General features: G+C 63.9%; 6 protein-coding genes and 1 tRNA gene. 3 read left to right on the plus strand and 4 right to left on the minus strand.

What is annotated here, in order from left to right:
• Nucleotides 1-256: aminomethyltransferase beta-barrel domain-containing protein (locus tag EOA28_RS15705; protein WP_348633432.1), on the plus strand; the 256-nt coding region annotated here is incomplete at its 5' end.
• Nucleotides 257-290: 34 nt separating this feature from the next.
• Here EOA28_RS15705 and EOA28_RS15710 read toward each other — a convergent pair.
• On the minus strand, nucleotides 291-1,256 hold the full coding sequence (locus EOA28_RS15710) for a Gfo/Idh/MocA family oxidoreductase (protein ID WP_127250701.1): 966 nt from the start codon (nucleotides 1,254-1,256) through the stop codon (nucleotides 291-293).
• Between the two features lie 252 nt (nucleotides 1,257-1,508).
• Between EOA28_RS15710 and EOA28_RS15715 the strand changes: the two genes are divergently transcribed.
• Nucleotides 1,509-1,585 (plus strand) — tRNA-Met (locus EOA28_RS15715).
• Nucleotides 1,586-1,982: 397 nt separating this feature from the next.
• On the opposite strand, the gene EOA28_RS15725 is transcribed toward EOA28_RS15715, so the two are convergent.
• The gene (locus EOA28_RS15725) at nucleotides 1,983-2,495 is read right to left on the minus strand and encodes an OmpA family protein (RefSeq protein WP_126081574.1); all 513 of its coding nucleotides are present in this window, start codon (nucleotides 2,493-2,495) and stop codon (nucleotides 1,983-1,985) included.
• A 9-nt stretch (nucleotides 2,496-2,504) separates the two neighbouring features.
• Nucleotides 2,505-3,164, minus strand: a complete 660-nt coding sequence (locus EOA28_RS15730; protein WP_126081573.1) for a L,D-transpeptidase — start codon at nucleotides 3,162-3,164, stop codon at nucleotides 2,505-2,507.
• A 351-nt stretch (nucleotides 3,165-3,515) separates the two neighbouring features.
• On the opposite strand from EOA28_RS15730, the gene EOA28_RS15735 reads away from it, so the two are divergent.
• Nucleotides 3,516-5,549 carry a YgiQ family radical SAM protein gene (locus EOA28_RS15735; protein WP_127386007.1) on the plus strand — a complete coding sequence of 678 codons (2,034 nt, stop codon included), beginning with the start codon at nucleotides 3,516-3,518 and terminating at the stop codon, nucleotides 5,547-5,549.
• Nucleotides 5,550-5,813: 264 nt separating this feature from the next.
• On the opposite strand, the gene EOA28_RS15740 is transcribed toward EOA28_RS15735, so the two are convergent.
• A partial coding sequence (locus tag EOA28_RS15740; protein WP_128315032.1) for an efflux RND transporter permease subunit occupies nucleotides 5,814-8,639 on the minus strand: 2,826 nt, incomplete at its 5' end.

Below are 8,639 nucleotides of genomic sequence, written 5' to 3' on the forward strand. Positions count from 1 at the left end.
GCTCTTCGCAAAAGTCCGCTCGACCAGGCCGCCGCGTCCGGCCGTGCTGCATCACCGCGACGGTGTGACGTCGGTCGAGCTGGCCGACGGCGAGTCCGGCATCGCGCCTGGGCAGGCCTGCGTGCTCTATTCCGACGACGGAAACGAGGCGCGGGTGTTCGGCGGCGGTTTCATCGAGCGTTCCGAGCGTGGAGCCGAGGCCGAGGCCATGCTGTCCAGGCTTGCGGCAAGGCCGGCGCAGATTCCCGCCGAGTAAGTTCTCAGTCTTATCGTCGCTGCTTCAGGACGGCTCAGACCGACGAGCCGGTGTGTATGACTGTGCCCGCGGTCAGGATGCGCAGCACCCGTATCGCTTCCTCGCCATCGGTGCGCGGCTCGGCGCGCGTCTCGATGCATTGCATGAAATGGGCGAGCTCGCGCGTCAGCGGCATGCCCTCGCCGACCGGCACGTAGGAGGGCTCGTTGGCGGTGAATGCCCACTGGCCGCTGTCCTGCCAGACCGCGTGGCGGTAGACGGCAAGCTTGCGCTCCCAGGGCTCGACGTCGTCGAACACCGCCATCGCCTTGGTGCCGACGACCGTCAGCCGCCGCTCGCGATAGGGATTGAGGCGCGATGCGAAGAGATGGCTGCGCAGGCCGTTCGGGAAGCGCATATGCAGATGCGCGAAGTCGCTGAGATTGTCGAGCAGCGCCGCGCCCTCGCCCCTCACCTCGATCGGCTCGGTGCCGGTGATGGCGAGGATCATCGACAAGTCGTGCGGCGCAAGGTCCCAGAGCGCGTCGTTCTCGGTGTGGAACTTGCCGAGACCGAGCCGGTGCGAATGGATGTAGCGCACCTCGCCGAGCTCGCCATTGTCGATCAGCCCCTTCAGCGTCTCGAAGGCCGGATGGAAGCGCAGCACATGGCCGACCATGAACACGCGGCTATTGTCCTTGGCCGCCTTCACCGCGCGCTCGGCGTCCGCGACGGTCAGCGCGATCGGCTTCTCCACCAGCACGTCCTTGCCGCTTTCGACGGCCCGCACGGCGGTGTCGGCATGGAATTGCGGCGGCAGCGCCATGACGATGGCGTCGATATCGTTTCTCTCGAACAGCCTGTCCGGCTCGATCGCCAGGCAGTCCTGCTCGCTGGCGAAACCTTCGGCGCGGGCGCGGTTGACGTCGGAAACGGCATAGAGCGCGCCAAGCGCCTTAAGGGTGCGGATATGGTTGCTGCCCCAGTATCCGCAACCGAGGACGGCGATGCGCGGCTTCATTCGTTCAAACTCTAGAATTTCATGGCCGAGACATAGCGACGTGCCCCGCCGAACTCAACCCCGGGAGATGCCCTGAGTGTCTGTCCGGCAAAGCTTTTCTGGGACGAGATTATACGGGCTGGATTATGCCGGCGTGTCGGCATCATCCAAGCTTGACAGGCTCACCCTCCCAACCTTATATCCGCGCGACCTTGGCGAACGCCTCGCGACGCCCGTTCCTTCTGGACGGTTTTCCGGGCCATTTGCCACCCTGGCGGGGTAGCTCAGTTGGTTAGAGCACGGGAATCATAATCCTGGGGTCGGGGGTTCAAGTCCCTCTCCCGCTACCATCTTCCCCCTACTCCTTGGACGCTGTGGGGAAGGCGTTGTTGCCCAAGAGTGCCGTCATCCGACCAGCGATTTCGACTTCAATGCGCCGGTTTTCGAGGATCTCGAAACACCGTAACGGTTTCGATCAGGCCACGCATTGCCTCTGCACATCCGGAATCGCCAGGAAGCAATGCCCTTGGCACGCCCGGTCCAAAGTTGGTTCAGTTGCCCCTCGTAGCGGGCGAGCACCGCAGGGTGCAGCACGATCGGTCGCAGCGGGTACCCGATCCAACCCTGCCAAAATGCTCTTGCGCTCTTCGTTCAGCGTTGTTGATTGCGGTCCCAGCACGGTTGGGTCGCCATGGCCCTTCGCAATGGCGTTGACCAGCCGCTCCCATCTTCTGAGACACTCCCCCTCTACGGCTCGTCCCTCTCATCGCGCAAATTAGACACAACGCGGCGGTTCTGCGACCTGCAGGCGGCGTCAGGGCAGTCGCGGACGAGCCTGTCCTTGCCGTAACCCTTGGCCCACATGCGACTACGGTCTATGCCGCCGGCGGCGAGGTAGTCCATCACTGCATCGGCGCGCTGCTGCGACAGCGCCGTTTCGTTTGCGCCGGGATCGTCGGCGAAACCCTGCAGCTTGAGCAGCCAGCGCGGATACTTTGCCAACCAGGCGATCTGGGTGTCGAGGGTGGTCTTGGCGACAGAATCGAGCGCGGCCGAACCTTTCGTGAAATAGGTGCGGCGGCCGACATTAAGGATAAAATCCTCCTCGCTGCCCGGCTGCACGTTCTGGAAGGCGGCAATCTCGGCGTTGGTGACGTCGGGCGTGGAAGGGGCCAGCGTGTTGCTGGTCGAGCAGGATGCGGTCAGCACCAGCAGGCTGGCGGCGAGCAGCCGGCGGGTGTTTTCAATCATGCGGTCCATGAGGCGCCATCATTCGACAGAGGTGGAAGCGGGCGCCTGGTCGGCGATGTGCGGCAGGACTTCCACCGCGGTGCCGATCGGGCACCGCTGGTAAAGGTCGATTATGTCTTCCGGGAACATGCGGATGCAGCCGCTGGAAGCGTCGGTGCCGATGCTCCATGGCTCCAGCGTACCGTGCAGGCGGTAGCCGATGTCGGCGCCGTCGCGGTACAGATAGAGCGCGCGTGGCCCGAGCGGATTGTTGGACGCGCCGCCTGCGATCATGTCCGGCAGTTCCGGCCTGCGCTTACGCATTTCGGGCGGCGGGACCCATTGCGGCCATAGCGCGCGGCGCTCGATCGTCGCGCGACCGTACCATTTGAAGCCTTCCTTGCCGACGCCGACGCCGTAGCGGATGGCGGTCTTGTTTTCCATGATGAGGTAGAGGAAGTGGTGGCGGGTATCGACCACGACGGTGCCGACCGGCTCGCTGCTGAAATACTTGACGATCTGGCGATGCCATCTCTTGTCTATCTTGGCGAAGTTGGTCTTTCGATAGACGAAATTGTTGTCGATGGCGGTGCCGGCGAAAAAGGATTTCGCGGTCGCGGCTTGAACAATATTGCCGGTTGCACCGACCGCGACCAGCGCCAGGCCGCCGATCACGACACCCCTGCGTGATAGAACCATCGGCAATCCCCCATGCCTTAAGCCTAGCAAGACCATAGTTGAGAACTATTTCGCCTCAAAGTGGAAAATGCTGCAGTTTGCCGTGGAGCACGACTGCCTCCAGTGGTGGCAGGCACCAGCTTCTCCAATGCCCGTGGTAATTGGCCTGGTTGTGCTGATGGGCGTGGTAACCAAGACCTCCATTCTCTTGGTGGAATTACGCGCTCCTGCTGCGGCGCCCGGGCCTTTCGGGTTTTGAGGCCCTGCTCGACGCAAGCCATAAGCGGGCGCGCTCCATCGTCCCAATGCATTTCCGGAGCCCAAGATCGAGCTTAATTGAATTCGCCTTGGCGGCGGCCTATACGTCGGCCGATGGAAACCATAGCCAGCGCCCAAAAGAACATCGTTCCGTTGTCCGGCAGCAAGCCTCATGCCGGGAAGGCTGCGCCGTTCCTGCCGATGAGCCGCGCCGAGATGGCGGCGCTCGGCTGGGATGAATGCGACATCGTGCTGGTCACCGGCGATGCCTATGTCGATCATCCGAGCTTCGGCATGGCGATCATCGGCCGTCTGCTCGAATCCCAGGGGTTTCGGGTCGGTATAATCTCGCAGCCCGACTGGCAGTCGGCCGAGCCGTTCAAGGCGCTGGGCAGGCCAAGGCTGTTCTTCGGCGTCACCGGCGGCAACCTCGATTCCATGGTCAACCGCTATACGTCGGATCGCAAGCTGCGCCATGACGACGCCTATACGGCGGGCGGCGAGGGCGGCAAGCGGCCGGACCGCTGCACGATCGTCTATACGCAGCGCTGCCGCGAGGCCTACAAGGACGTGCCTATCGTGCTGGGCGGCATCGAAGCCTCGCTGCGCCGCATCGCCCACTACGACTACTGGTCCGACAAGGTGCGCCGCTCGATCCTGGCCGACGCCAAGGCCGACCTGTTGATCTACGGCAATGCCGAGCGCGCCGTCGTCGAGGTGGCGAACCGGCTCGCCGCCGGCGACACGCCACGCCAACTCGACGCCATCAGGGGCGTCGCCCTGTTTCGCCGCGTGCTCGGGCATTTTACGGAACTCCATGCCGACGATCTCGATTCCGCCGACGAAGGCGCCAGCCGCAAGCCCGGCGATATCGTGATCCGGCTGCCATCGTTCGAGCAGGTCGAGGGCGATCGCGATGCCTATGCCCGCGCCTCGCGCGTGCTGCACCGCGAGGCCAATCCCGGCAATGCCCGCCCGCTCGTCCAGCGCCATGGCGACCGCGACCTGTGGCTCAATCCGCCGCCCATCCCGCTGACCTCCGAGGAGATGGACGCCGTCTACGACCTGCCCTATGCACGCGCGCCGCACCCGTCCTATGGCGACGCCAAGATCCCCGCCTGGGACATGATCAAGTTCTCGGTGACGGTGATGCGCGGCTGCTTCGGTGGCTGCACGTTCTGCTCGATCACCGAGCACGAAGGCCGCATCATCCAGAACCGCTCCGAGGGCTCGATCCTGCGCGAGATCGAGAAGATCCGCGACAAGACCCCGGGCTTCACCGGCGTGATCTCCGATATCGGCGGGCCGACCGCCAACATGTACCGGATGGCCTGCAAGGACCCCAAGATCGAGGCGGCCTGCCGCCTGCCGTCCTGCGTGTTTCCCGACATCTGCCCCAACCTCAACACCTCGCATGACGACCTGATCCGGCTCTACCGCAAGGTCCGCGAGGTCAAGGGCGTCAAGAAGGTGATGGTCGCCTCCGGCGTGCGTTACGACCTGGCCGTCAAGAGCCCCGAATATGTCAAGGAACTGGTGACCCACCACGTCGGCGGCTACCTCAAGATCGCGCCAGAGCACACTGAGCGCGGGCCGCTCGACAAGATGATGAAGCCCGGCATCGGCACCTATGACCGCTTCAAGGAGATGTTCGACGCAGCCGCCAAGGAAGCCGGCAAGAAATACTACCTCATTCCATATTTCATCGCCGCCCATCCCGGCACGACCGACGAGGACATGCTGCAGCTGGCGCTCTGGCTGAAGAAGAACCGCTACCGCGCCGACCAGGTGCAGACCTTCCTGCCTTCGCCCATGGCGACCGCGACGGCCATGTACCACACCGGCGTCAACACGCTGAAGGGCGTGCGGCGCGGCGCGACCGACAAGGTCGAGACCGTTCGCGGCGGGCGGCAACGCCGGCTGCACAAGGCATTCCTGCGTTACCACGACCCCGACAATTGGCCACTGCTGCGCGATGCCCTGAAGGAGATGGGCCGCGCCGACCTGATCGGTCCCCGCCCCGACCAGCTCGTGCCTGCCCACCAGCCGCCCGGCACCGGCAAGGCCGCCGCCACGAAGCGCCCCGTGCGCTCGATCGGCAGAGGACAGCGATTCACCACCAAGGGCGTGCCCTTTCCAAAGAAGTGAGCCGTAACGCTCATCAGCATAGCTGATTTGCCGGGTGGCGATCCGAGCCACAAGCAGATCCGATTTCGCAGGCAGCTTGGCGCCCCAATGCAGTCGTTTGAGAACGACTCGGCGAATGACCGTTATGGGGTTCAAGCGTCTCTCGTAACGGCAGCGACACCAGCCGTCGAGGTTGGGCCGACATTAGTTCGGACAATCGCCAACCTCGCCTCGACAGGAAGGAAGAAACGTCGCCGTTCGCGCGGTCGCGGCGAATTCGTAACCCTACTCGGCGGGCGTCTCCGATGGCGTCTCTGCCGGCCCCGAAGGCTCGGCTTCGGCACGGGGGTTGCGCCCTGAAAACAGCGACCTGAGCGTGACGTAGAACACCGGCGTCAGGAACAGGCCGACGAAGGTGACGCCGAGCATGCCGGAGAACACCGCGGTGCCGAGCGATTGGCGCATTTCTGCGCCCGGGCCCGTTGCGATCATCAGCGGCACGACGCCGAGGATGAACGCGAAGGCGGTCATCAGGATCGGCCGCAGCCTGAGCCGGCAGGCTTCGACGGCAGCCTCTGCGACCGACAGGCCCCGTTCCTGCGCCTGCCGCGCGAATTCGACGATCAGGATCGCGTTCTTGGCGGCAAGCCCGATCAACACGATGAGGCCGATCTGCACGAGGATGTTGTTGTCCAGCCCTCGGAAAGTCACGCCGAGCAACGCCGCGAGCACGCCGAGCGGCACCACCAGCACAATGGCGAACGGCAGCACCCAGCTTTCATATTGCGCCGCCAGCGCCAGGAAGACGAACAGCACCGACAGTCCGAAGATATAGACTGCGGCATTGCCGGTGTTGCGTTCCTGATAGGCGAGCTCGGTCCATTCGTAGGAGGTACCGGCCGGCAACGTCTTTGCCGTGATCCCTTCCATCAATGCCAGCGCGTCGCCCGTGGAAACGCCGGGCGCGGCGTTGCCCTGCAGCGGCACCGAGACGTACATGTTGTAGCGCTGGACCAGCGCCGGGCCGGTGACGTCGCGGATCTCGATCAACGTGCCGAGCGGAACCAGCGCGCCGGTCGCCGAGCGAACCTTCAGCTTCAAGATGTCGGCGCGATCGAGGCGGAAGGCCTGGTCGGCCTGCGCCCGCACCTGGTAGACGCGCCCGAAAGCGTTGAAGTCGTTGACATAAGCAGTGCCCAGATTGATCGACAGAGTCTCGAAGATGTTGGGGATCGGCACGTTCAGGATGCGCGCCTTGTCGCGATCGATCGCAAGGAAGAATTGCGGGCTCGACGCGGAGAAGGTGGTGAACACGCCCATCAGCCCCGGCGTCTTGTTGGCCTTGCCGGCGATTTCGTAGGCAAGCGCCAGGATCTGCCGCATGTCGGCGCTGTTGCGCTCCTGGATCTGCAGCTTGAAGCCGCCGGCATTGCCGACGCCGCGAATAGGCGGCGGCGGCAGTGCTATGATGAAGGCTTCCTTGATGCTTTGCAGGCTGCCGAACAGATTGCCGATGACCCTGGTCGCCGACTGGCCGGCTTTCAGCCTCTCATCAAACGGCTTGAACCTGGCGAAGATGACGCCCTGGTTGCTGGCGTTGGTGAAGGTCGCGCCGGAGAAGCCGGCGAACGCGACTGCGTAGTCGACGCCTGGGGTTTTCTGGATGATTTGCGACGCCTGCTGGATGACCGCATCGGTCCTCGACAGCGAGGCGCCGTCGGGCAACTGGACGACGACGATCGCATAGCCCTGGTCGAGCGACGGAATGAAACCGCGCGGCACCGTCTGCACCATGTAGACCGTGGCGTAGATCAGGGCCGCGAAAACGGCCAGCATGGCGGTGATCGCTATCCGCGAGCCGACCAGCACGCGAATGATGCTGGAATACCAATGGGCGACCCTGTCGAAGCCGCGATTGAAGCCGTCGGCGAGCGCCCGTCCGAACCGCGCCGGGAAAAAGCGCGGCGCCGCCGCCGCGGCATGGTGCGGCTTGAACAGCAGTGCGGCCAGAGCTGGCGAAAGCGTCAGCGAATTGAATGCCGATATCGCCGTCGAGACCGCGATGGTAATCGCAAACTGCAGGTAGAACTGCCCGGAAATGCCGGGGATGAAGGCTGTCGGCACGAACACGGCTATCAGCACCAGCGAGATCGCGATGATGGCCGTTCCGACTTCGTTCATTGTGAGGTGCGACGCCGGATTGGGCGCCAGCCCACTGGCAATATTGCGCTCGACGTTCTCGACCACGACGATCGCATCATCGACGACGATGCCGATCGCCAGAACGAGGCCGAACAGCGTCAGCATGTTGAGCGAGAAGCCGGCGGCGTAAAGCACCGCCAGGGTGCCGATCAGCGACACGGGGATCGCCACGATCGGCACGATCGCCATGCGCCACGACTGCAGGAAGACGATGATGACGATGATGACGAGCAACATCGCCTCGAGGATCGTCTTGTAGACCTCCTGGATCGACTCGGCGACGAACTCGGTCGGATTGTAGACGATGTCGTAGTTCAACCCCTTCGGAAAGTCGCGGGAAAGCTCCTTCATCTTGTCCTGGATCTCCGCGGCCGCGGCGAGCGCATTGGTGCCCGGCCGCTGGAAGATGGCGAGCGCGACCGCCGGTTTGCCGTTAAGATAGGAGTTGGTGACGTAATCCTTGGCTCCGAGTTCGATGCGCGCCACGTCCTGCAGCGCGATCAGGCGCCCGTCGTCGGTCGATTTGACGATCACGTATCGGAAGTCGCGGGCGTCGTTGAAGCGGCCTTGCGTGGTGACCGTGTACTGGAACGCCGTGCCGGTGCCCGTCGGCGGCGCGCCGATCGAGCCACCCGACACTTGGACGTTCTGATCACGCAGCGCCTGCACCACATCGCCCGAGGTCATTCCCAGGGCGGACAGTTTTTCCGGATCAAGCCAGATGCGCAGCGAATATTCGCGTTCGCCGAAGATGATAAGGTCGCCGACGCCGTCTAACCTGAGCAGTATGTCGCGCACCCGCGAGCGGGCGTAGTTCGAGACGTAGAGCTGGTCGTAGGTATTGTCGGGCGACAGCATGTGCACGACCATCATCAGGTCGGGCGAGCTCTTGGTGGTGGTGATGCCTGT

Source organism: Mesorhizobium sp. M2A.F.Ca.ET.067.02.1.1 (assembly GCF_004023285.1).
Taxonomy (GTDB): Bacteria; Pseudomonadota; Alphaproteobacteria; order Rhizobiales; family Rhizobiaceae; genus Mesorhizobium.